A 23,361-nucleotide genomic window follows, 5' to 3' on the forward strand; every position below is an offset into this window, starting at 1 on the left:
CGCGCGCCCATGTTCAGTCGAGAAAGTTGAGCGACACTCCGTCGAGCCGCAGCAGGTCGGGGTCCTCCTGATAGGAGGCGTCGATCACCACCAGGCTGATCGTGATCGTCCTGGCCCCCGCCGCGAGCAGGCGCCGCGCGGCGCGCGTCACGTCGATACGGTGGTTGCGCGGCGTGTTCATGCTGCGCTCGCGCAGGTCGAACTTGCGGCCGCGGTCGCCGGGCAGGTCGCAATGCCCCGGCCCGCCATAGCAGTCGCCGTGCCCGAACACCGCCGCATAGCCGGCATAGCCCTCATGAGTCAGCGGTGTCGACGCATCGGCATCGGGGACGTTGAGGAAGACGCGGATGAAGCACGACCGCGGCAATTGCGGCACCCGGTGGAGCCGGACCTCGGCCGAGCGGAAGCCCTTTTCCACCGTGTCCGGCACCGCGACCGGCGCCGAGACGAAGCGGCTGACCGTGGTGCCCAGCCCGACCGGGATGATGCAGCCGCCGCGCACATATTCATAGCCGAAGCGGTGCATGTCGAGCGTGTCGCGGACCGAATAGCTCCACGGCGTCAGCGCCGAATCGAGATCGGCCGGCACACCCTCGGGATGCTCCTGCTGCCAGTGCCACCACAGCCGGTCGATATTGACGTGGATCGGCCAGAAGACGGGATCATAAGAGGCCGTGAGATTGCTGAGCATGTCGCCGGTGGGCGGCTGGGAATAGAGATCCTCGCGCTGGTGGAACTTGCGCCCGGCGACGCTGACCGCGCGGTTGCGATCGACCAGCGCCTCGGGCGGCGGCTTGGGAAAGTCCGGATTGAAGCCGCCCGTCCAGATATGCATCGTATTGTGCGGGTTCTGGTCGAGGAAACCGAAGCTGTCGACGTAAAGACTGCCGCCGCCGAAATCGCGGAAGGTGCGCAGCGCAAGGATCTCGTCGAGATCGGCGGCGGTCGGGTAATGATAATGAATCCGGCTGTTGATCGTCTGGCCGGGGCCGAACTCGCCCGGATAGCGCAGCGGATACCAGAGCGCATTGGACTCGAGCAGCGCGTCGATGAAACGCTCGCGCGGCTCGCCCTTCGTGTAATCCGGCCCGATCGCGTCGGCGACGGCGGCAAGGAAATCGTGCAGGCTGGTATAGAGCACGCCGACCATGCCGCGCAGCCCGTCCGTCGGGATGCCCTTTCCGGCGAGAAAATGGAGCGACGCCTCGGTCAGGAAGCATTTCAGCGCGCGCGGGATGCGCTCGCCGCTCGGCGGATCGTCCGGGCAATAGCGCGCCGCGGGAAAATCCCACCAGGGGAGCGTCACGTCAGGGCAGAAATCCTGCAGGACCTGCTCGAATTCATAAAGATAGATGCGGTGCCAGGGCAGGAAGCGTTCCCAGCCATGCTGGCAGTGATTCTGGTGGATGAGGGCGAGGTTATTGTAGCTGCGCCAATCGCCCGGCCATTTGTTGAGATTATAGATCTCGCGAAAGGCATGACGCAGCCGGGCGATCTGCCCCTCGCCCATCGCGTCGATGTCCATGCGCTGGCGCAGTTCGCCGGCACGGTAGCGCCATTCGGCGGGATCGGTGGCGGGGGCAAAGACCGGCCCGGCCAGTCCCTTGACCTCGACCCGGCTGCTGCCGGCGATCTCGACCTCGCCGATCTCCAGCGCGCCGACCACCGCCCCGGGCGCGCCCTCATCGATCCAACGTTCGATCCGGTCGATATCGACATCCGCCACCGGCGCCCCGCCCCAGGGCAGGCGCGGATATTGCGTGCCGTCGAACGGGCTCTGGCCGCGCAGGCCGCGCACCAGCGCCGAGCGGGCACCGCGCCCCGAACCTCCGCCCCCGCAACAGGCGCCGCGCGACGCGGCCGGCTCGATCAGCGGCGTGCCCGAGAGCCGGAGCGCCAGGAATGCCGGCAACGGCAGGTCCCAGAAAGCGCCGAGCGGATCCTCGGGCGGCCGCGCCTGGCCATCGGCCGCCCCGCGCAGGATTTCCTGAACCTCGGCATAGCCGAACAGGGCCGTGTCGGTGTCGTCCTTGCTAGTCATGATGGTGGTCCGGCATGGGCATGGCAGCGCCACCAGGCGGAAGCGCACCGGGCGGCGTCTTCGGCGCTTCGCGCAGCGGCACCTGCGGCACCACCACCGCGACATTCTGCATCATGCCGCGATCCTCATGGTCGAGGATGTGGCAGTGAAGCACATATTCGCCGATATAGCGTTCGTAACGGGTACGGATCTTGATGGTGTAGATGCCCGACGAGCCGGGGGGCGGCGGGTTTTCCTCCCCGATCAGGCTCTTGATCCACAGCGTGTCCTTCCAGACGCCCTGCAGCCCCTCATATTGAGGATCGATCGAGACGCCGTCGCCCTTGTCCTGCGAGCCGGTCGTGCTGACCTCGTTGCCCATCGGATCCTTGATCGAGACGATCTGGAACGGATTGACGTGGATGTGGAACGGATGGCTGACATAATGCGACTGCAGCGTCCATTCGTCGACGCCGCCCAGCGTCAGTTTGCGGTCGATGCGGTTCGGATCATAGGGCTGCGCATCCTTGGTTTCGAGCGTGTTGCCGACCTGGAACTGGAGCGGCTTGGGCGGGACCTGGATGAAGAAGGTCAGCTCCTGCTTGCCGGTCACCTCATCGTCGGCGATGTCCGGATGCGGGGTGAAACTGGTGAATTTCAACCCATTGGTCAGATCGTCGACCACGGCAGTCTTCACGTCATCCGGCATCGCCTGTTTCGCGTTCGCCACCAGCGCATCGCGGACATAGTCGCCGATATTGGGCACCGCCGTCCCCGGCGCGACGCGGACGATGCCGAGGAGCTGCGGCCCGACCTGGATGCCATTGACCGTGCCGGATTTCGGCGCTGACGAATCGACCACGCAATAGGCTTCGGCCTCGGGGAACACGACCAGCGCGTCGTAGCGATAGCCCGGCTGGAAGGTGGTGATGGCGGTCTGGTGGCCGTGCGCCATGGTCAGCCCGTCGGCGGCGATGACCGTGTAGGGAAGCGGCGTGCCGCTGCACAGATCGGCGATCGCCTTGGCCTGATTCTCGGGCGTGAGCGTCGGCAGCGCCGCCTTGAGCTTACCGGGCCGGAGCTTGAAGAATTGCAGGCTGATCGTGTCGCGCACGCCGCCATGAATCATCCGCCAGCGCTCGATCCTGCCCTGGGTCGCGCGGAAGAAGGGCAGCACCTTGCCATTGATCGAGGTGAAGCGGCCCGAGTTCGGCCAGGTATTGGGGCCGAACTGATCATAGCCCTCGATCCCGCCGACATCGTCCTTGTCGCAGATATAGCGGCCTTCCTTGGTCTGCTTGATCGGGCCCAGCTTCTCGCCGGGCTTCGGCTCGCCGCGGCAGGCATATTGGATCTGCTGCATCACCAGCACGCGCTCGGTCATGGCCTGCAGGAGAGTGTCGATGTCGCCATGGCGGCTGGTGGTGGGCAGCCGGTTGCCGCGCACGATGAGCGCGCCGGCCATGCCGCTCGACACCTGAAGCGCGGTCGAGCCGTGGCGGTGGGTGTGATACCAGAAGGTGCCCGACGGATGATCCGAGGGGATGTTGTATTCATAGGTGAAGTCGACGCCCGGGTTGATCGACAGGAGCACATTGTCGCCATTGCCGGCCGGGTTCACCCACAGGCCGTGCGTGTGGAGATTGGTGCCGTTGAAGCAATGCGGCGTATCCGCATTGTGATCGCTCATGCTGAGGCATGAGGGGTCGGGATCGAGCTTGTTGTGCAGGTCGATCCGGACGGTATCGCCGGGCGCCACCTCGATCATCGGCGAGATGAACGGGTTCGTCGGATCGGTATCGGTGCCGACATAGCTGCGCAGATGCACCTTGTCGAAATGCTGGGTCTTGCTCGCCGGATTGCGGATCCGCCCGTCGAGATATTTGATGGTCAGGTCGAGGATCTTGTCGCGGCGTTGCACGGGCTGCGCCGCCGTCGTTTCAATTCCCGGCGTCGCACCCACCGTCAGGGCGAGCAGAGGCCGGGGCGGCTCGGCGCGAGCCTTGAGCAGCGGCGGGTTGCTGACGTCGTCGTCAGGCACCTCCTGCGCGCTGGCGGGCATGGCGCCCAAGGCCAGCCCGAAGCCGATCGCGCCGGCCATCAGCCGTGCACGTGAAACGCGCGTAAATAGCGACATGACATCCCCTCCCTGTGTCGGTCGGATCGGCCAACCCCGTTCATGTTTTGGGTTGCCGGCCGGGTCGTGTCGAGGCGAGTTGAGGCCAGAACGGCGCTATCCGGCACACGGGAAGCGGGAAGAGTTATCGTCGTTATGGGGGTATATGCCGGCAATCCGTTTCCTTCACCCGGCATTCGCGCGATGCTGGCCATCGTCCGGCAGGGCGGCCCACCGCGAGCGCCGGCAAAACGCGCAACCGCGCGTCAGGGGGAGACGGATCATGACTTCACGTCCGCGCCGGAACGACCGCCGCTTTCCAATCGCCGTGCTGGTCCTGCCGCTGGTCGCTGCCGGCATCGGACTCGCCGGCTGCCACAGCGCCCCCGTTCCCGCGCCGCAAGCGACCGCCACCAATCCGTGCGGCGCGCTGGCGCCGAACAGGACATCGGCGCTGCCGACCAATGCCGGGCTCAACCAGACCGAGGTGGATTGCTCCGCCTGGCAGGCCTTCATCGCGCTGAACTGGAAGGCGGACCCGAAGAAGAACGGCTTCCCCGATCCGGGCGCGCCCTGGGGCAGCTTCGGTACGCCGGGCGACACCAGCCCGACGGTGTGGGAAAGCTATCGCGAAGCCGCCGACGTGTTCGGCAGCATGAAGCCACTGGAAGGCACCTGGCAGGAGAAGCGGCCGGCGGTCAGGACGCTGAGCCGCATCTCCAAGCTGGGCAGTCTGGACCTGTCCAACATCGTCCAGGCGGGCGGCGGCGACCATTGGCTGACCAACCAGCGCGGCGATGTGACCTATTACGAAGTGATGATGAACCAGGACGAGTATGAGTTCATCACCAAGCAGACCGGGTTCGACCTGACCACCGCCGCCGGCCAGCTCAAATGCGCGACCCAGCCGGGCAAGGTGATCTCCGACGGGCCCCCGCCCCCACCCAAGGGGCCATTGCGCGGCGGGCTGAACTTCCCGGCGGGCTTTGCCAATGGCTGGGACGATACCGATTGCGTCGGCAACCGGGCCGCGTTCGGCCAGCAGGTCGGGGCGATGGAGATCAAGGCGTCCTGGACGCCGCTGCCGGCCGACCATTCGCTCGACTATCGCTACAAGACGGCGGTCGCCGAAATCCGCGATCCGACGACGGGCAAGATGCGCCAGGTGACCGTCGGGCTGGTCGGGCTGCACATCGCACGCAAGCTTTTCCCGCGCCTGCCCTGGATATGGGCGACGTTCGAGCATATCGACAACACGCCGGACGAGACGCCGGGCGGCGGCTTCGCGCCCCCTGTGCTGCCGGCCAATCCGAACCAGCGGCCATCGCCTGGCTTCACCTTCTTCGATCCCAAATGCACGCCGCAAAAGGACCGGATCTATCAGTGCCGGCACAATGTCCCGCCGGTGCCGTGCGGCAAGGGCGGCGTGTGCATGCCGTACTCGGCGCCGATGCAGATCACCCGGATCAACCAGGTCGGCCAGCCGGCGAACAGCGTGACGGCCTATGTGTGGAGCCTGTTGCCGGCGCAATCGGTGTTCAACTATTATCGGCTGGTGAACGTGCAATGGCCGCAGGCCAATATCGGCACGCCGCCCGGGCCGGGGCTGAGGGTGCCGCTGACCATGGGCCATCCGGCGCCGAGCGGCAGCGCCGGCGGGCCAGGCCAGATCGTCGCGAACACGACGGCGGAATCCTTCCAGCAGACCACCAACAGCTGCATGGACTGCCATGTCTTCGCATCGATCGCGACACCGGCGATGCTGCAGGCGACCGCGCCCGGCGGGTTGCGCAAGGTGCCAAAGGCAGGCGTCGACGGGTTACCGCAATATGCCGCGGACTATTCCTTCATCTTCCTGTCCGAGACGAAGAAGTAGCGCGGGACTTTGGAACGGGGCCCGCGGCAGATCGGCTGAAGGGACGAGCGGCAGGAGATATGGGACACCAGCTTGTCCCATATCTCCAGCCGCTCACCTTTTTGACGGATGCCAATATAGTATTGCATATCAGATACTTGGTCGACATTAACGACGTTCGCCCGATCGAACGGGACAAATTGCGCTTCGACTCCGGTGCGCGACCTGGTCTCAAGCTGCCCCCGTTTCCGGCACGAACTGGCTCGTTTTGGTAAGGAAGCCGCATTCGCGGATGCTGCGGCGACGGGCTATCCGATTGCCCGGACGTCGATCACCCGGTCGATCAGCGTCTCGTCAAGCGGGATCTGGCCGTCGAGCATCAGCATCGACAAACCGTGCACCAGCGCCCAGGCCTGCAGCGCAATCACCTGCGCATCGCCTCCCTTGCCTTCGGCCAGCAGCGCCGCGTTGGCGCGCAGAAACGCCATCGCATCGTCCTCATGCTTGCCGGAATGCGACGGCATCGCCTGGGGATTGGCGAAGATCAGCCGGAACAGCGCGGGGTTGGCGAGCGCGAAGCGGACATAGGCGGCGCCCGTCGCGTTGAACCCGGCGACACCACCGCCGACCGCATCGGCCGCTTCATGCTGCGCCACCGCGAGCCGGGCAAGCCCTTCCCCCGCCAGTGCTGCCATCAGCGCGCCCTTGTCGGGGAAATGGCGGTAGACCGCGGTCGCACTCACGCCAACGGCGCGGGCGACTTCCCGCAGGGACAGGTCGTCGGCGGTACGGGTCTCGAGCAGCTTGAGCCCTGCCTCGACCAGCGCCGCGCGCAGATCGCCGTGATGATAGGCCTTTTTCGGCGCGGTCGATTCAGATGTTGACACTGTTACCTTCGAGTCGTATGTGAACACCGTCAACTTCTAGACGTGGAGGCCATAATGGCAAGCATGATCGAAACCGCAATCCGCAGCACGGTGACGAAGGGCATCGGCGTGGTCGCCGAGTATAATCGCAAGCGGCTGGTGGCGACCGACCATCCTTTCCTGACCGGCATCCACAAGCCGATGGACCAGGAGCTGACCCTGGAGGACCTGCCCGTGACCGGCACGATCCCTGCTGCGCTCGACGGCCGTTACCTGCGCATCGGGCCGAACCCGATCGCCCCCGATCCCGCCGGGCATCACTGGTTCACCGGCGACGGCATGGTGCACGGCGTGGCGGTGAAGGATGGCAAGGCGCTGTGGTATCGCAACCGCTGGATCCGGTCGAAGAAGGTTGCCGCCGCGATGGGCGTGGCCGCGGCGCCGGGGCCGCGCCACGGCATGTCGGAGACGGTCAACACCAATGTGCTGGCGATCGGCGGGCGCACCTTCGCGCTGGTCGAGGCGGGCAGCTATCCGGTGGAATTGTCCGACACGCTGGAGGAGCAGACCTTCAACCCGTTCGACGACACGCTGCTGGGCAGCTTCACCGCGCACCCGCATCTCGACCCGCTGACCGGCGAGCAGCATGCCATCGCCTATGAGGCGACCAATCCCGAAATGGTGCGCCATGTGGTGATCTCGCCCGACGGCAAGGTGGTTCGCGAAGAGCCGATCGCGGTGAAGCACGGGCCGTCGATCCATGACTGCGCGATCACGGCGCGGTACGTGCTGATCCTCGACCTGCCGGTGACCTTCTCGATGAAGGCGCTGATCGGCGGGCACAGCTTTCCCTATCGCTGGAACCCGGACCATCAGGCGCGGATCGGGTTGCTGCCGCGGAACGGCAGCGGCGGCGAGACGATCTGGGTCGATGTCGATCCCTGCTATATCTTCCATGTCGCCAATGCGTTCGACACGGCGGACGGCAAGGTGATCCTCGACGCCTGTGTCTATAACACCATGTTCGCCGACAGTTCGCAGGGGCCGGACGCGAAATCCCGCGGGCTGGAGCGCTGGACGATCGACCCTGTCGCGAAGACGGTCGAGCGGCGTACGATCGACGCGACGCCGCAGGAATTCCCGCGGCCGGACGAACGGCGTCTCGGCCAGCCCTATCGTTATGCCTGGACGATGGGACTGCCGGAGGCGGACAAGGCGTTCATCGGGGAGAGCTACCTGCTGAAACACGATCTGGAGACCGGCGCGCGCACCGTGCATGATTTCGGCGAGGGCCGTTATCCCGGTGAGTTCGTGTTCGTACCGGCGTCCGATGCGGCGGCTGAAGGCGAGGGCTGGATGATCGGGCTGGTCGTGGATCTGCCGAACGAGACGACCGATCTTGTGATCCTTGATGCGCAGGATTTCGGGGGCGCGCCAGTGGCGAGCATCCGTATCCCGCACCGGGTGCCGCCGGGCTTCCATGGGAATTGGGTAGCTGCCTGACTCGTTCCTCCCCATCGCAGATGGGGAGAGGGACCAGCGAAGCTGGTGGAGGGAAATTGGAGCGCGGGACGGGTGTTCCGCGCTCCAAGCCCCTCCACCGCCCGCTGAAGAAGCGGGCGGTCCCCCTCCCCGTGCCGGGGAGGAATAGTTTTCCTTGATTGCGCGAAGAGGCGATTTCCCGCAAGGGAACCGCCCTCATTCACCACTGGACTCGCATCATGGCCGCCAAATGGGCCCCCGACAGCTGGACTCAGGCAGAAGCCCGCCAGCTTCCGACCTATCCCGACAGCGCAGCGCTCGACGCCGCGACGACGACGCTGGAGAGCTTTCCGCCTCTGGTGTTCGCCGGCGAGGCGCGCAACCTGACCGCGGACCTGGCCAAGGTCGTCGAGGGCAAGGCCTTTCTGCTGCAGGGCGGCGACTGCGCCGAGTCCTTTGCCGAGCATAGCGCGAACAACATTCGCGACACGTTCCGCGTGATCCTGCAGATGGCGGTGGTCCTGACCTATGCGTCGAAGCTGCCGGTGGTGAAGCTGGGCCGCATGGCGGGCCAGTTCGCCAAGCCGCGCTCGTCCGATACCGAAGTGCAGGACGGCGTCGAGCTGCCGGCGTACCGCGGCGACATCGTCAACGACATCGCCTTCACCGCCGAAGGCCGTGCGCCCGATCCGCAGCGGATGATCCGCGCGTACAGCCAATCGGCGGCGACCCTGAACCTGCTGCGCGCCTTCGCGACCGGCGGCTACGCCAATCTGGCGCAGGTGCATCGCTGGACTCATGACTTCATGGGCCGCAGCCCCTGGGCGAAGAAGTTCGCCGAGACCGCCGACCGGATCGGTGAGGCACTGGAGTTCATGGCGGCATGCGGGATAAGCCCCGAAACGGTGCCGCAGCTGGCGGAGACGCATTTCTACACCAGCCATGAGGCGCTGCTGCTGAAGTACGAGCAGGCGCTGACCCGGCAGGATTCGCTGACGGGCGACTGGTACGACACCAGCGCGCATTTCCTGTGGATCGGCGACCGCACCCGCTTCGAGAATTCGGCGCATGTCGAATATCTGCGCGGGATCGGCAATCCGATCGGCATGAAGTGCGGCCCGAGCCTCGAGCCCGACGCGCTGCTGCGCCTGCTCGACACGCTCAACCCGGCACGCGTTGCGGGGCGCATGACGCTGATCACCCGCTATGGCCATGACAAGATCGAGGCCGGCCTGCCCAAGCTGATCCGTGCCGTCCAGCGCGAAGGGCATCCCGTTGTGTGGAGCTGCGACCCGATGCACGGCAACGTGATCAAGGCGTCGAACGGCTACAAGACGCGGCCCTTCGAGCGGATCCTAGCCGAGGTGCGCGGCTTCTTCGCGGTACACCGTGCCGAAGGCAGCATCGCGGGCGGCATCCATGCCGAGATGACCGGGCAGAATGTGACCGAGTGCACCGGCGGCGCGGTCGACGTGACCGAGCAGTCGCTGGCTGACCGCTATCACACGCATTGCGACCCGCGGCTCAACGCCGGGCAGAGCCTGGAACTCGCGTTCCTGCTGGCCGAGATGCTCAACGTCGAAATGGCGGAGCGGCGTCGGGCAGCGGCCTGACCGGCTCAGGTTAAGCAACGACAATCATCGGTCAGGCGCTCGAGTCCGAGACTTGAGCGCCTCGGCTTCGTGCGCCCCGAAAAATAAAGTACACAAAAAAGCGATTTTGGATGCAATTCTCCCCATTGCGCCCGCGAGTCGTGCGTGACATGCTATATCCTATAGGGTTCAGTAAAGAACCAACACCAGGGGAGATGCTATATGAACAGGTTGTTCCTGCTTGCCGCCGCTGCGCCGCTCGCGCTGATGTCGATGCCGGCCCATGCTCAACAGGCGCCCGGCCAGGCCTTTGCGGTCGATGCCCAGCCGGCGATGCCGGCCAAGACCACACGCACCGGCAAACATATCAACCGCATCATCGACATGTGGATGAAGGGCCAGCCGGTCTATTACACCCAGATTTCCGGCGGCGGATATGAAGAGGGCAAGAAGCAGGCGGCGACCAAGGCCGATTACATCACCTATGAGATGGAGCATGGCCCGCTCGACTTCAAAGAGCTGCGCGAGTTCATGCGCGGCCTGGTCGATGCGGGGCCGACCCGTACCGGGCACCGTACCCCCGCCGTGATCGTCACACTGCCGATCCAGGGCACGCCCGACGCCGTCCGCGCCAATGCCTGGATGATCCAGCAGGCGCTCGCCGCCGGCGTCCACGGCATCCTGCTGTGCAACGCCGAGTCGCCCGAGGCGGCCAAGATCATGGTCGAGGCTTCGCGCTATCCCTTCGCGCCGGTGGTGCAGGGCCTCGCCCAGGGCTTTCGCGGCAATGGCAGCCAGGCCTTCGCCTCGGAGATCTGGGGGGTTTCCCAGAATGACTATCTCCGCCTGGCCGAGCCATGGCCGCTCAACCCGGACGGCGAGCTGATCTTCGGCGTGAAGATCGAGAATCCCCGCGCCGACGCCAATGTCGAATCGACCGTGCGCACCCCGGGCCTGGCCTTTGCCGAATGGGGCCCGGGCGATCACGGCTTCTATCTGGTCGGCGCGCCCAAGCCGCGCGCGCCGGGCGCCACCTTCGAGGGGTATCCGCCATCGATGCTGGCGGTGCGCGCGCGCGTGCTCGCCGCGACCAAGGCGAACGGCCTGCGCTTCCTCAATTCGTGCAGCGAGCGCGACGTGATCGACCAGATCAAGGACGGGGTGATGATCTGCACCGGCGGCGATTCACCCGCTGCCGACAAGGGCCGTGCCTATACCAAGCGCACCGATCCCTTCTGATCCGACCTGAATACCGACATCGGCAGGCCGCGCCGGGAGGCGCGGCCTGCTTCATGAGAAGAGAGGGACGCCCATGAAGACCAGCATCAGCCTTGCCGCCGCCGTCATCGCACTTGCCGTGCCCGGCGCAGTTTCGGCGCAGCTCGCCGTGTCGGCCAATGACGGCAAGCAGCTGCGCCCCGGCGACGCCGGGCGCACCGCCGACAGCGTGTCGGTGATCGACCTGCGCAGCTATCCGCCCAAGACGATCGGCACGGTCGCGGCACCCGCGAGCATGATCGGCCCGCCGGCGGCGGTCGCGGTCGCGCGCAATGGCGGCTTCGCGCTGGTATCCGCCGCGCAGCGCCTGAAGACGGACGGTACGCTGGAACTGAACGACGGCGTCTCGGTGATCGACCTTGCCGACCCGACCGCGCCGGCGCTGGCGCAGACGGTACAGGCGGGCCCGGGCGCGAGCGGCGTCGCGATCAACCGCGCCGGCACGCTGGCGCTGGTGGTCAGCACCGGCGACGACACGGTCTCGATCTTCACGATCAAGGACAAGCGCCTGACGCCCGCGGGCAAGGTGCAGCTGCCCGCCAAGGCACGGCCGACCGACGTGGCATTCCTGCCCAACGGCAAGGGCGCCGTCGCGGTGGCGCAGAGCGCGGGGCAGCTGATGCGCCTGTCCGTATCGGGCGACAGCGTGACGCTCGACGGCGAGCCGATCTCCACCGGCGTTCAGCCTTATGGCATCTCGTTCAGCCCCGACGGGCGCTATGCCTATAATACCAACCTGCAGGGCAACACGCCGCCGGCCGGCACCACCCCGCCCCGCGGCCCGCGCGTCGGCACCGTCACTGCGGTCGAGCTGGCGACGGGCAAGGTCAATCCGGTCGAGGTGGGCTTCACGCCGGAGCATCTGACCCTGTCGCGCGACGGGCGCTATCTCGCGGTCGTGGTGCATAACGGATCGGGCGGCGCGCCGGGTTCGGCGGGTTACTGGCCGCATGGCGCGCTGAAGATCTATGGCGTGAAGGGCATGACGCTGACCCCGATCACCGAGACCGAGACCGGCGCCTGGTGCCAGGGCGCGACCTTCAGCGACAATGCGAAGACCGTGCTGCTGCAATGCGCGGTCGACAAGGACATCGAGGTCTATCGCTTCAACGGCCGGACGCTGGCCCGCGACGACGCGGCGACGCTGAAGTTCGACGCCCGACCGGGCGCGATCGCAACCCCGAGCAGCCGGTAAGGAAATGGGCCCGGCTCCCGCGCAACAATGACATTGCGGGGGCCGGGCGCGCGACCTAGATCGACACGGTGACACCGGCCTGCATCGATGATTTCCGGCTGCTCGCGAAAGCGCGCCTGCCCCTGTTCCTGTTCGATTATATCGACGGCGGTTCCTATTCGGAATCGACCATGCGCAGCAATGTCGAGGACCTGCAGCGGCTGAAGCTGCGCCAGAAGGTCATGACCGACGTCTCGCAGATCGACCTGTCCACCACCCTGCTGGGCCGTCCCGCATCGCTGCCCGTCGCGCTCGCGCCGGTCGGGCTGGCGGGCATGTATGCGCGGCGCGGCGAAGTGCAGGCTGCGCGCGCGGCGGAGGCGGCGGGCGTGCCCTTCATCCTCTCCGCCTCCGCCTGTTGCGGCATGGAAGAGGTAGCGGCGGGCGTCACCCAGCCCTTCGCCTTCCAGCTCTACATGATCCGCGACCGCGAGTTCATGAAGGACATGCTGGCGCGGGCCAAGGCGATCGGCGTGGAGACACTGGTGCTGACCGTCGACCTGATCGTGCACAGCGCGCGGTACCGCGACGTGCGATCGAGCCTGACCGGCAAGCAGGGCCTAGGCGCGCGGATCAAGCGCTTCACCCAGATCGCCACGCATCCGCATTGGGCGTTCGATGTCGGCCTGTTCGGCGGACCGCATACCCTGGGCAATTTTGCCCCGGTGATGCCCGAGGGTGCCGGGCTCGACCAGTTCACCGCCTGGGTCGCGCGCAATTTCGATCCGTCGATCACCTGGAAGGACATGGACTGGATCCGCCAGCATTGGGACGGGCCGATCGTGATCAAGGGCGTGATGGACCCGGCCGATGCAGTCGCCGCGTGCGACATCGGCGCCTCGGCGATCGTGGTGTCGAACCATGGCGGGCGGCAACTCGATGGTGCGCCCTCCTCCATCGCGGCGCTGCCCGGCGTGGTCGACGCCGTGGCGGGGCGGGCGGACGTGCTGATGGATGGCGGTATCCGATCGGGCGTCGATGTGCTGCGGGCGCTGGGGCTGGGCGCGAAGGGCGTGCTGCTCGGCCGCGCCTGGGCCTATGCGCTGGCGGCCAAGGGCGGCGCGGGCGTGGCGCAGATGCTCGAGCTGCTGCGCCATGAAATGGCGGTGGCGATGGCACTGACCGGCCAGACCGATGTGAAGACGCTGTCGCCGGACATGCTTCTGCGCTGACAGGCGTGCGCCATCTTGACGGTGAGCCCCGCTCACCGTAGATGCGCCGCTCCGCAAGGTATGGCCCCTTCGTCTAGCGGTTAGGACGTCGCCCTCTCACGGCGAAAACACGAGTTCGATTCTCGTAGGGGTCACCAGCGATTTCACTGGCTTACGGGCCATTGTCGAGACAGAATCTCGCGCCGTCGAATATTGGTGCAGAATGGCACTTCCGTTTTTGGGAGCAGTAAACTGCGACCAATGGAGACGGAATCGGCTGCGAATCGGACGTCTCGGCTCCTTGCCCGGCGGGCACTGCCTCGCGGATATCCCTTCGACTAGATTGCGCTCGATGAACGTGTCGAGGCCCGCGACGATGAGCATCGTCATGGGCTCCATCGAGGGTCGGGCTATGGAAATCCAGTTGAGACATGTGCCGACGCTTTTGGCGTCGAGGCGGCCTCGACATGTGAGCTTCCCGGGCGGATGGCGACGTTTCTGTATCCTCCCGCTGCATCGCTTGGTCATCAAGAGCCCAATTGGACGGACGCCGCGCCGCTAGCCGCGGCGGCTCGCCCCATGACGCAGCGCGTGCTCGGCCGCAGCGCCGAAGCCGATGCCGATCGCCGTCCACAGCACCGCCTGCATGGCAATCGACGCGATGCGGAAGTTCCACAACACGACTGCCGGGAAATCCGTCGGCACTTCGTTGATCGCGGGCAAGGCGAGCTGCACCGCGGTCACCAGCACGACATAGCAGCCGGCGGCGCAGAGCATCGCATTGAAGGCGCCGAGACGCCGGGTCAGGCCGCGCCCGAGCTTCGCGGCGACGATCAGCGCCACCACCGACAAGGCGATCATCGCGAAATAGGTGATCGTCCGAAACGCCACGGTCTCGTGCAGGCCGACCGCGGGCGGGTTCGGCGGATATTTCAAGGCCGGCACCAGGGCGATCGCGACGAAACCCGCCAGGGCGAGCAGCAAGGCGAGCGAGCGCGGCCCGAGCCGCGACCAGCGCCCATAGAGTCCGGCGAACACCAGCGAGAAGATCCCGCCGATCGCCGCGCCGTAGAGCAGCACGGCGATGATCAGGCCGAACCCCTTTTGAGTCGCGCGGCTGACCAGCTCGGGCTCGTCCATCGCGCCCATCGCATGGTCGCGCGCGGCCTCGAATGCGATCGCCAGATCGACCTGTGGCTCCGCGGCGACACGGGCGAACAGGAACGCCAGCAAGGCAGCGACCAGGCCCACCAGCATGCCGCGGATCAACAGGGTACGCGCCATGTTCGACGCTTAGTGGCAGGGAAAGCCGAGCAGATGGCGCCCGTCATGGACGAGCTCGTGCACATATTTGCCGCTGAACAGCGACACCGCGCCCTGCTCGGTGCTGACGAAATAAAGGAAGATCAGGGCGAGCAGCGTGCCGAAGACGGCCCAGGGCAGGATCTCGCCGATCGGAATGGCCGTCTCGCCCCGGACGGGGATGAAGACGTCGTCGGCGAAGAGAGTCGTGGCCGGCATGTTCAGCTCCTTGACCGGGATGTGCGCGTCCCGCGGGGATAATGTCGCGAGGAAGGTCTGACTCTCGACAGCAGGGAGGTGCTGCCGATAACAGTGGCGCGACCGTGCCGGAATTCCACCGGCTTCTTCCTCGGTCCTTCGGCATCGCCCTAGGACGGAACCGAGCGCAACGTCAACGATATCGGGAGGCCCGCCTGGCCACGCGACTGACCCTGCTCTGCCATGCCGCCACCGCCATGAGCCGCGTCGGCGGGTTCGCCGATCCCGCCGAGCCGCTCGACACGGGGGGGCTGCGCGCAGCGACCGGCCTGCGCATCCCGGGGCCCTCCCCACGGCGTGTCGCCACCAGCCCGGCGTCGGCCGCGCGCCAGACGGCGGAAGCGCTTGGTCTGACCGCCGATATCGATGCGGCGCTCGGCGATATCGATCATGGCGACTGGAGCGGGAAAAGCCTTGCCGAGATCAATGCCGCCGATCCCGAGGCTGCTGCCGCATGGATCGCCGATCCCGGGGCGGGCGCGTCCGGCGGCGAGACGATGGCGGCGGTCAGCGTGCGTGTCGCCGAGTGGCTCGCCAGCCAGGCCGGACGGGATGTGCCCGTGCTGGCGATCACTCACCCGGCCGTGGTGCGCGCGGCGATCGCCGCTGCCCTGTCGCTGCCGATCGGCGCGACGTGGCGGATCGATGTCGCGCCCCTCTCGGTGACGGTCTTGTCGTTCAATCGCATCTGGCGGTTGCAGTCGCTCGGCCCGGTCACCGGCAGCGGATAAAGAAATCTCCATATCTTGCCGATGGGTTGGCAACCGCCTATTGGCGCGCTTGAGGAACGGGGTTGCCCCCGCGCCTCGTGATCGCGCCGGTGCCCCGAAAGGGGCTTAATCGGGAATGCGGTGCGGACGGCTTCAGCCGCCCAACTCCGCGGCTGTCCCTGCAACTGTAAGCGGCGAGCGCGATGCACACCGCCTCTCTTCGAGAGGCAAGCCACTGGGCCGATCGCGCGAGAGCGCGAAGGCCTGGGAAGGCCGTGCATCAAGCTATGACCCGCGAGCCAGGAGACCTGCCAGCGCACCGGTCGCTCTTGCCCTGGTCCAGGGAATGGCCAAGGCACGGAACTCCGTCTGAGCGACGAACCATGCGGCTGGGGCCGCATCGGTGCATGGTGCCGGGTGCTTTTGGCGTCCGCCCGTCGTCGTGCATCGACCGTTCGCCCAGGCGAACGGCACGCCCCCGCCACCGATGTTGCTCATGACGCCTTCGCGGATCGTGCGCGGCGCCTCGCGGCTGCGGGCGACGCAAGAGTTTCCCATTGGCGTGCGATCCATGATCGCGCACCTGTCGACGTCGAAGAAGGAGAAGCAGCGTGAGCAAAGTGCCCACTACCGTCATCACCGGATTTCTGGGGGCCGGCAAGACCACGCTGATCCGCCATCTGCTGGAGAATGCGCAGGGGCGTCGCATCGCGCTCGTGATCAACGAGTTCGGCGATATCGGCGTCGATGGCGAGCTGCTCAAGGGCTGCAATGACGAGGCCTGCCCGGAAGATGACATCGTCGAGCTGGCCAATGGCTGCATCTGCTGCACCGTCGCCGACGACTTCCTGCCGACGATGCAGAAGCTACTCGACCGGCCCAACCCGCCCGAGCACATCATCATCGAGACCAGCGGGCTCGCGCTCCCCAAGCCGCTGGTCAAGGCGTTCCAATGGCCGGACATCCGCACCCGTGCGACCGTCGACGGCGTCATCGCGCTGATCGATGCCGATGCGGTCGCGGCCGGACGCTTCGCCACCGACGAGGCGGCACTGGCGGCTGCACGCGCGGCCGACCCCAATCTCGACCATGATTCGCCGCTGGAGGAGCTGTTCGAGGAGCAGCTCGGCTGTGCCGACATGGTCGTGCTCAACAAGACCGACCTGGTCGATGCCGAGACGCTTGCGCGGGTCGAGGCGCTGGTCGACGCGGAGACGCGGCCCGGCGTACGGATCGTGCGCGCCGATCACGGCGCGGTCGATATCGCCGCGTTGCTCGGCATCACCGCGGCAGCCGAGGACGATCTCGATTCGCGCAAGTCGCATATCGACGATGGCGAGGAGCATGATCACGACGATTTCGACAGCTTCGTCGCGACCGGCGGTGAAGTTGCCGATCTCGACGCGCTCGTCGCCCGGCTGGGCGAGGTCATCGCCAAACACGATGTACTGCGCGTCAAGGGCATGGTCGCGGTCGCGGGAAAGCCCAGCCGCCTCGTCATCCAGGCGGTCGGCCCGCGCGTCCAGCATTTCTTCGATCGCGCGTGGAAGCCCGAAGAAGCGCGCCGCACTCAGCTGGTGGTGATCGGCCAGAAGGGGCTGGACCGCGCGGGAATCGAAACCGAACTCGCGAGCGTCCTCGGCTGATGCATCTGCTGTCCGCCACGCCGGGGACGGTTTCGAACGGCGACGAGGCAATCGACCTCGACCAGTCGCCGGGCGATATCGTGTTCCTGACCGTGGCGGATAGCGAGCTGGCGTGTTTCGCGCGGGCGGCCGAGGCGCTGGGCGATGGCGCGCCGCGTATCCGGCTGGCGAACCTGCTCCAGCTCAAGCATCCCTATTCGGTCGATCTCTATGTCGAGAAGGTGATCGCGAAGGCGAAGTTCGTCTGCGTCGTCCTGCTCGGCGGCAAGGCCTATTGGCCCTATGGGATCGACGAGATCGCCGCGGTTGCCCGCGCGCACGGCATCGCCTTCGCCGCGATCGCCGATGGACGCGAGGACGATCCGGCGCTCGACGCCGCCTCGACCCTGCCGCCCGAGACCTGTGCCCGGCTGCGCGACTATCTGCGCCAGGGCGGGGTCGCCAACGCAATCGGTTTCCTGCGCACCGCCGCTCGCCTGATCGCCCGAGACATCGGCACACCCGACGATCCGGTTCCGGTTGCCGATGCGGGATTGTATGTGAAGGGGGTCGATCGCCCTGCCCTGGCCGATCTGCATGCGCGCTGGACCGAAGGACGGCCTGTCGCCCTGTTCGTCTTCTACCGCGCCCTGACTATCGCCGGCACGCTCGACGCGGTCGATGCCATGGTCGCCGAACTCGAGGCGCAGGGCCTGAACGTCGCCCCGGTCTATGTCCGGGCGCTGCGCGAACCGTTCGCGGTCGACTGGCTGCGCGGGCTGATTACGGAACTGCGGCCCGACGTCATCCTCAACGCCACCTCGTTCGCCGCATCGTCGCCGGGCGAGAACAGGATCGGCGGCGTACTGGAGACCGCGGACTGCGTGATCCTCCAGACCGTGTTCGCCGGTGTCGAGCAATCGGCCTGGACAGACTCCCCACGCGGTCTCGGCCCGCGCGATCTCGCGATGAACGTCGCGCTGCCCGAAATCGACGGCCGGCTGTTCAGCCGCGCGGTCGCGTTCAAGGCCGCCGAGCGGTTCGACGCGCGCACCGAATGCGGCATCATCGTGCCCAGGGTTGCTCCCGACCGGGTCGCCTTCGTCGCCCGACTCGCCGCCAATTGGGCGAGGTTGCGCCGAACGCCGGCAGCGGAACGCCGGATCGCGCTGGTCCTCGCCAACTACCCCAATCGCGACGGCCGGATCGGCAACGGCGTCGGCCTCGACACGCCAGCCAGCGCGGCGGCGATCCTCGCCGCACTCGGCGGTTCAGGCTACGCGATCGGCGCAGCGCCCACCGACGGTGTCGCGCTGATGGACACGATGCTGGCGGGCGTCACCAATGCGCTCGATTCGATCGACCGGCCGGGCGAGATCGCACTGGCGATCGCCGACTATGCCCAAGCCTTCGACACCCTGCCCCAGGCCGTGCGCAACGCGGTGAGCGAGCGCTGGGGCGCAGCCGAGGCAGACCCGTTCGTGCGGGACGGTGCTTTCCGCCTCGCGGTGCACCGGTTCGGCAATATCGCGGTCGCGGTCCAGCCGGCGCGCGGCTATAATGTCGATCCCAAGGCGACCTATCACGATCCGGCATTGGTGCCGCCACACGCCTATCTCGCCTTCCATTTCTGGCTGAACCGGCATTTCGGCGCGCATGCAGTCGTCCATGTCGGCAAGCACGGCAATCTCGAATGGCTGCCGGGCAAGGCACTGGCGCTGTCCGAGACGTGCTTTCCCGAGATCTGCGCCGGCCCGGTGCCGCAACTCTACCCGTTCATCGTCAACGATCCCGGTGAGGGCACCCAGGCCAAGCGCCGGATCGGCGCAGCGATCGTCGACCACCTCACCCCGCCGCTGACCCGTGCGGAAAGCTATGGGCCGCTCAAGCAGCTCGAAGCGCTGGTCGACGAATATTATCTCGCCGCCGGCATGGACCCGCGCCGGATCGCGCATCTCAAGGGCGAGATTCTCAACCTCGCGCGCTCGCAGGGTCTCGATACCGATGCCGGCGCGGTCGGCGATGGCGACGATGCGCTCGCCGCGCTCGACAATTATCTGTGCGAGCTGAAGGAAATGCAGATCCGCGACGGGCTGCACATCTTCACCCGCTCGCCCGAAGGCCGGCTGCGCACCGACCTGCTGATCGCGCTGTCGCGCACCCCGCGCGGCTATGACAGTCCCGGCCAGGCCTCGCTGCTGCGATCGATGGCGGACGATCTGCGGCTCGGCTTCGATCCGCTCGATTGCATCATGGGCGATGTCTGGGACGGACCGAAACCGGCGCCGCTTGCTGAGATATCGAATGACCTGTGGCGGACGTTCGGGGACACCGTCGAGCGCCTCGAACTGCTGGCGATCGCGCTGGTCGAGGGCATGGAAGCCCCGGGGCCCGCGTCAGCGACGGTATTGCAGGCCGTGCTCGGCGATCTCGCCGCGCGGGTCGACGCCTGTGGCGATGCCGAACAGTCCGCGCTGCTCGCCGGCCTCGATGCGCGCTTCATCGCGCCCGGCCCCTCGGGCGCTCCCACCCGGGGACGGCCCGACGTGCTGCCGACCGGGCGCAACTTCTATTCGGTCGATACGCGCTCAGTCCCGACCGCGACCGCCTGGGATCTCGGCCAGCGCTCCGCGCAATTGCTGGTCGACGACTATCTCCAGCGCGAGGGTGCTTATCCCAGAGCCATGGCGCTCAGCGCGTGGGGCACTGCGAACATGCGCACCGGCGGCGACGACATCGCCCAGGCGCTGGCGCTGATGGGCGTGCGGCCGCGCTGGGACTGGACCTCGGGCCGGGTGATCGGGTTCGAAATGATGACGGTGACCGAGCTTCGCCGCCCGCGCGTCGATGTCACCTTCCGCGTGTCGGGCTTCTTCCGCGACGCCTTCCCCGAGCAGATCGACCTGATCGACAGCGCGGCGCGCGCGGTGATGGCGCTCGACGAAAGCGACCATGACAATCCCGCCGCCGCGCGCCACCGGCTCGAGACGGCCAGGCTGATCGATCGGGGCGTCGAGCCCAAGGCCGCAACGCTGCGTGCCGGCTTCCGCGTATTCGGGTCGAAGCCCGGCGCTTATGGCGCGGGCCTCCAGGCGATGATCGACGAACGGCTGTGGCATAGCCGCGCCGATCTCGCCGACGTCTATCTCGACTGGGGCAGCTATGCCTATGGCGCCGGGGTCGAGGGGGATGCCGAGCGCGACCTGTTCGCCGAGCGCCTTACCCAGGCCGATGCCGTCGTGCAAAACCAGGACAATCGCGAGCACGACCTGCTCGACAGCGACGATTATTATCAGTTCGAGGGCGGCATCGCCGCGGCGGTCGAGCATCTCAAGGGCAGCAAGCCGCTCAGCTATCATAACGACCATAGCCGCCCCGAGCGCCCGGTCGTGCGCACGCTCGAGGACGAGATTGGCCGCGTCGTCCGCGCCCGCGTCACCAATCCCAAATGGATCGCCGGCGTGATGCGCCACGGCTATAAGGGCGCGTTCGAGATCGCCGCGAGCGTCGACTATCTGTTCGCCTTCGCGGCCACCACCCATGCGGTGCGCGACCATCATTTCGACGCGGTCCACGCCGCCTTTATCGAGGACGAGGCCGTGCGCGGCTTCATGGCCGATGCGAACCCCGCGGCGCTGCGCGAGACGGCCAGCCGCCTCGCCGAGGCGCTGTCGCGTGGGCTATGGAAGCCCAAATCGAACAGCGCGGGCGTCCTGCTCGCCGAGCTAGCTGGAGAAACGTCATGAAGCAGCGCAGCGACGAAGAACACAAGACCAAGATGGAAAAGGTCCAGGCGGCGCACGAGAAGAAGCTGGCCACCCGGACACTCGAGAAAGGCCTGGTCATCGTCCATACCGGCCCGGGCAAGGGCAAGACCTCGGCAGCGCTCGGCATGGTCGTCCGCGCGATCGGGCACGGCATGAAGGTCGGCGTCGTCCAGTTCGTGAAGGGCGCGATGGCGACTGGCGAGAAGGCGGTGTTCGACCGCTTCCCCGAGCTGATCGAGTTCAAGCCGATGGGAGAAGGCTTCACCTGGGATACGCAGGACCGTGCCCGCGACATTGCCGTCGCACGCGAGGCATGGGAAGAAGTAAAGCGCATGATCGCAGACCCCAGCTACAAGCTGGTGCTCGCCGACGAACTCAACATCGTGCTGCGCTACGACTATCTGCCGGTCGAGGAAGTCCTCGAGGTGCTCGCCGCCAAGCCGGAGATGACCCATGTCATCATCACGGGCCGCAACGCCAAACAGGAACTGATCGATGTGGCCGATCTCGTCACCGAGATGACCCTGGTGAAGCATCCGTTCCGCGAGCAGGGCGTGAAGGCGCAGGCCGGGATCGAATTTTGAACGCCCACGCCGCGCCACCGCGTTTCGATGCAGCGTTTCTCGACCAGTTGGACAGCTTGATCGCCTGGCGCCGCGACGTGCGCCATTTCCGTACCGACGCCTTATCCGACGAGACCGTGCTGGCGCTGCTGGAGACCGCGCAACAGGCGCCGTCCGTGGGCAATGCGCAGCCCTGGCGCTTCGTGCGGGTACGCTCGCCGTCGCTGCGCGAGTGCCTGGCCGATCATGTCGATATCGAAGTGGCACGCGCGGGCGCGGCCTATGTGAACGGACGGGACGACGCCTATGCCGCGCTCAAGCTCCACGGCTTGCGCGAAGCGCCCGAAATCCTGGCCGTGTTCTGCGACGAGACGACGCAGGCCGGTCACGGGTTGGGCGCTGCAACGATGACGGAGACCCGCGCCTATTCGGTGGTGCTGGCGATCTACACGTTATGGCTCGCCGCCCGCGCCCGCGGGATCGGACTGGGCTGGGTGTCGATCCTCGATCCCAAATTCGTGGAACGGTTGCTCGAGGTCCCGACGGGCTGGCGATTGATCGCCCTGCTCTGTCTCGGGCACCCCGTGGAGGATTTGCCCGTTCCCGAACTGGAGCGGCGCGGCTGGCAGGGACGCCTCGATTGGCGCGGCAATGTCAGTGTGCGCTGATCTGCTCCGCCATCGCGCGCGCCGCCTGAACATAGGCGGCGCTGCCGCACACCGTCCAGGCCTGGGGGATGCTGATCCGGGGAATGCCGGCCAGCGCCGGATGGTGCAGCATCTCGGTGCCCTGGTCGGTGACCGTATCGGTAGCGCTTTCGACGATGAGGAAGTCGGGCTGGGCGGCGACCATCTCCTCGATGCGGACCTGCGCGAGCACCGGCTTGTGGAGCCTGCCCGCGAGGTTCACCAGTCCGACGCGCTTCATCAGGTCGTCGATCAGCGTGCCTGTGCCCGTCATGAAGCCACGGCGCTGGTAATAGGCGGCGACCTTGCCGGCACCGGGACGCGGAATCTTCGCGAGCTCGACGTCCATCTGCGCGATCATCGCCTCGCCACGCTCGGGATGCCCGACCGCTGCCGCTGCCTTGCGGATCGAGGCATAGATGTCCTCGAGCCTGTTGGCGGTCTTGAGGTCGAGCATATGGTAATGCTGCCCCTTAAGCACGCCCATCGCCGCGCTGCGCCGCGCCGGCATGCCGATCACAAGATCGGGATCGATCGCGAGCACCTGCTCCGCCGAGGTCGAGAGGATCGGAAGCCCCCGCGCCTTGGCCGCGCCCGCGGACATATTCTTGTCCGCCGCATTATGGGTGAGGCCGGCAATCTGATCGCGATCGGCCAGCGCGAGGACGAGCTGATCCGCGCAGAGGTTCAGCGAGACAATCCGCCTGGGCTTGCCCGCCGGCGCAGGGTCCGTGCCCCCGCGCGCCCAAAGCCCGGCGCCACCCAGGGCCAGCAACGGCAAGGCAAGCGCCACAAGTCTATTCCAGTACATCACCGCTTCCATAGCGGCCGCGATCCTGCCAGCAAGCGCCTCAGA

Annotated in this window: 17 protein-coding genes, 1 tRNA gene and 2 riboswitches; of the genes, 12 read left to right on the forward strand and 6 right to left on the reverse strand. The window is 66.8% G+C overall.

Annotated features, from left to right (window positions below):
* Positions 1-13 precede the first annotated feature (13 nt).
* A complete protein-coding gene (locus ACZ1I5_RS13760) occupies positions 14-2,041 on the reverse strand; it encodes a tyrosinase family protein (RefSeq protein WP_465169811.1) in 2,028 nt (675 codons plus the stop codon).
* Positions 2,034-4,157 carry a multicopper oxidase family protein gene (locus ACZ1I5_RS13765; RefSeq protein ID WP_465169812.1) on the reverse strand — a complete coding sequence of 708 codons (2,124 nt, stop codon included), beginning with the start codon at positions 4,155-4,157 and terminating at the stop codon, positions 2,034-2,036. Before ACZ1I5_RS13765 ends, ACZ1I5_RS13760 begins: the two co-directional genes overlap by 8 nt.
* Positions 4,158-4,419: 262 nt before the next feature.
* Between ACZ1I5_RS13765 and ACZ1I5_RS13770 the strand changes: the two genes are divergently transcribed.
* A complete protein-coding gene (locus ACZ1I5_RS13770; protein ID WP_465169813.1) occupies positions 4,420-6,012 on the forward strand; it encodes a hypothetical protein in 1,593 nt (530 codons plus the stop codon).
* A 287-nt stretch (positions 6,013-6,299) separates the two neighbouring features.
* Here ACZ1I5_RS13770 and ACZ1I5_RS13775 read toward each other — a convergent pair whose 3' ends face one another.
* Positions 6,300-6,878: a TetR/AcrR family transcriptional regulator gene (locus tag ACZ1I5_RS13775; RefSeq protein ID WP_465169814.1), complete on the reverse strand. Its 579-nt coding sequence runs from the start codon at positions 6,876-6,878 to the stop codon at positions 6,300-6,302.
* 63 nt (positions 6,879-6,941) lie between these two features.
* On the opposite strand from ACZ1I5_RS13775, the gene ACZ1I5_RS13780 reads away from it, so the two are divergent.
* From ACZ1I5_RS13780 to ACZ1I5_RS13805, 6 genes are all read left to right on the forward strand, one after another.
* On the forward strand, positions 6,942-8,360 hold the full coding sequence (locus tag ACZ1I5_RS13780; RefSeq protein WP_465169815.1) for an 8'-apo-carotenoid 13,14-cleaving dioxygenase: 1,419 nt from the start codon (positions 6,942-6,944) through the stop codon (positions 8,358-8,360).
* 218 nt (positions 8,361-8,578) lie between these two features.
* Complete coding sequence (locus ACZ1I5_RS13785) at positions 8,579-9,952, forward strand: class II 3-deoxy-7-phosphoheptulonate synthase (RefSeq protein ID WP_465169816.1); 1,374 nt, start codon at positions 8,579-8,581, stop codon at positions 9,950-9,952.
* A gap of 201 nt (positions 9,953-10,153) precedes the next feature.
* Positions 10,154-11,170: a hypothetical protein gene (locus ACZ1I5_RS13790; RefSeq protein ID WP_465169817.1), complete on the forward strand. Its 1,017-nt coding sequence runs from the start codon at positions 10,154-10,156 to the stop codon at positions 11,168-11,170.
* A 73-nt stretch (positions 11,171-11,243) separates the two neighbouring features.
* A complete protein-coding gene (locus tag ACZ1I5_RS13795) occupies positions 11,244-12,404 on the forward strand; it encodes a lactonase family protein (protein WP_465169818.1) in 1,161 nt (386 codons plus the stop codon).
* A gap of 68 nt (positions 12,405-12,472) precedes the next feature.
* Positions 12,473-13,615, forward strand: a complete 1,143-nt coding sequence (locus ACZ1I5_RS13800) for an L-lactate dehydrogenase (protein ID WP_465169819.1) — start codon at positions 12,473-12,475, stop codon at positions 13,613-13,615.
* Positions 13,616-13,677: 62 nt separating this feature from the next.
* Positions 13,678-13,752, forward strand: a tRNA-Glu gene (locus ACZ1I5_RS13805).
* 400 nt (positions 13,753-14,152) lie between these two features.
* On the opposite strand, the gene ACZ1I5_RS13810 is transcribed toward ACZ1I5_RS13805, so the two are convergent.
* Positions 14,153-14,878, reverse strand: coding sequence for a CbtA family protein (locus ACZ1I5_RS13810; RefSeq protein ID WP_465169820.1), 726 nt, complete (start codon positions 14,876-14,878; stop codon positions 14,153-14,155).
* Positions 14,879-14,887: 9 nt separating this feature from the next.
* Positions 14,888-15,115 carry a CbtB domain-containing protein gene (locus ACZ1I5_RS13815; protein WP_465169821.1) on the reverse strand — a complete coding sequence of 76 codons (228 nt, stop codon included), beginning with the start codon at positions 15,113-15,115 and terminating at the stop codon, positions 14,888-14,890.
* Between the two features lie 19 nt (positions 15,116-15,134).
* Positions 15,135-15,295: riboswitch (cobalamin riboswitch) on the reverse strand.
* Positions 15,296-15,327: 32 nt separating this feature from the next.
* Between ACZ1I5_RS13815 and ACZ1I5_RS13820 the strand changes: the two genes are divergently transcribed.
* From ACZ1I5_RS13820 to bluB, 5 genes are all read left to right on the forward strand, one after another.
* Positions 15,328-15,885, forward strand: coding sequence for a histidine phosphatase family protein (locus ACZ1I5_RS13820; protein ID WP_465173968.1), 558 nt, complete (start codon positions 15,328-15,330; stop codon positions 15,883-15,885).
* A gap of 70 nt (positions 15,886-15,955) precedes the next feature.
* Positions 15,956-16,194, forward strand: a riboswitch (cobalamin riboswitch).
* A 281-nt stretch (positions 16,195-16,475) separates the two neighbouring features.
* A complete protein-coding gene (cobW, locus tag ACZ1I5_RS13825; protein ID WP_465169822.1) occupies positions 16,476-17,510 on the forward strand; it encodes a cobalamin biosynthesis protein CobW in 1,035 nt (344 codons plus the stop codon).
* Positions 17,510-21,235 (forward strand): cobaltochelatase subunit CobN, encoded by a 3,726-nt coding sequence (gene cobN, locus ACZ1I5_RS13830; protein WP_465169823.1) that lies wholly within the window; start codon positions 17,510-17,512, stop codon positions 21,233-21,235. The genes cobW and cobN overlap by 1 nt, the downstream gene beginning before the upstream one ends.
* Positions 21,232-21,840: a cob(I)yrinic acid a,c-diamide adenosyltransferase gene (gene cobO, locus ACZ1I5_RS13835; RefSeq protein ID WP_465169824.1), complete on the forward strand. Its 609-nt coding sequence runs from the start codon at positions 21,232-21,234 to the stop codon at positions 21,838-21,840. The genes cobN and cobO overlap by 4 nt, the downstream gene beginning before the upstream one ends.
* Entirely contained in the window at positions 21,837-22,487 is a 651-nt protein-coding gene (bluB, locus tag ACZ1I5_RS13840) for a 5,6-dimethylbenzimidazole synthase (protein ID WP_465169825.1), read from the forward strand. The genes cobO and bluB overlap by 4 nt, the downstream gene beginning before the upstream one ends.
* Here the strand turns inward: bluB and ACZ1I5_RS13845 are convergent.
* Positions 22,474-23,298, reverse strand: coding sequence for an ABC transporter substrate-binding protein (locus tag ACZ1I5_RS13845; RefSeq protein ID WP_465169826.1), 825 nt, complete (start codon positions 23,296-23,298; stop codon positions 22,474-22,476). The genes bluB and ACZ1I5_RS13845 overlap by 14 nt on opposite strands.
* Positions 23,299-23,361: the final 63 nt, after the last annotated feature.

This window comes from Sphingomonas sp. BL-S-30 (assembly GCF_055521475.1).